General features: G+C 66.5%; 1 rRNA gene. It reads left to right on the forward strand.

Going from position 1 to position 907, the window contains the following annotated elements:
- Positions 1 to 117: 117 nt before the first annotated feature.
- Positions 118 to 234 (forward strand): 5S ribosomal RNA (gene rrf, locus G9E11_RS11095).
- The last annotated feature ends 673 nt before the right edge of the window (positions 235 to 907 follow it).

A 907-nucleotide genomic window follows, 5' to 3' on the forward strand; every position in this document is an offset into this window, starting at 1 on the left:
ACTGGTTGCAGGAACACAACTGAATAACAACACCACCACCGCACCACCAGGTGCGGGAACGTGTAACCACAGATTTCCCACCCCCCGCAAAAAAAGGGGGGGTACGGGACACAGGGTTACGGCGGTCATAGCGTGGGGGAAACGCCCGGTCCCATTCCGAACCCGGAAGCTAAGACCCACAGCGCCGATGGTACTGCACCCGGGAGGGTGTGGGAGAGTAGGTCACCGCCGGACACTCATTTGAGAAAAAGGTCGAGAGCCCCAACCAGACACATTGGTTGGGGCTCTCCCGCATTTAAGCCGTCCTGCATCCGCCTCAGGCCCCGACGTCCATGTCGGGGCCTGAGGCGTTTAAAAGCCGCCGCCCAGCCGTCGCCCAGCCGTCGGCCGTGCCGGCCGTGGCCGGCGGCTACCGGCCCGTGGTACCGGCGGCGGGACCGCGGCCCCCGTCCTGGAGGTCCTTCGTCCCTCCCGTCCAGAGTCCTGCCGCGGAGGGCCGGGATGCCGGTGCCGGGGCTGTCCCGGGCGATGACCGAGGATGACCGGAGGAGCTGATGACCGGAGGAGCTTGGGTGAGGAACTTCACCACAGCAAGGTCCGGCACGTTTTAAGGGGCGTGGTTTGTGGAGGCTGTGGTTTGTGGAGGGAAGCTGCCGGCCGGCGGCGGGCCCGCAGCCTGGAAGCGCGGTTGAGCCGGGGGAGGAGCTCCCGGTGCGCGGGGCCACAGCTGCCGGCGCAGGCCGGCATGCCCGACTGTGACGCGGTGCATAAAACTGATCCGGTCCCTGGTTGGCTTCGTTGACCGCCTTGCGGTGCCCAAAACCCGCGGCAGTTCAAGGGTTTCGGGGCGGGTCCGTGCCTCTTTCCGCCGGGTTGCTTTGGGGGTGGGGTGGGTGTAATGTTTTCC

It is taken from the genome of Arthrobacter ipis, assembly GCF_014694315.1.
Classification (GTDB): Bacteria; Actinomycetota; Actinomycetes; order Actinomycetales; family Micrococcaceae; genus Arthrobacter; species Arthrobacter ipis.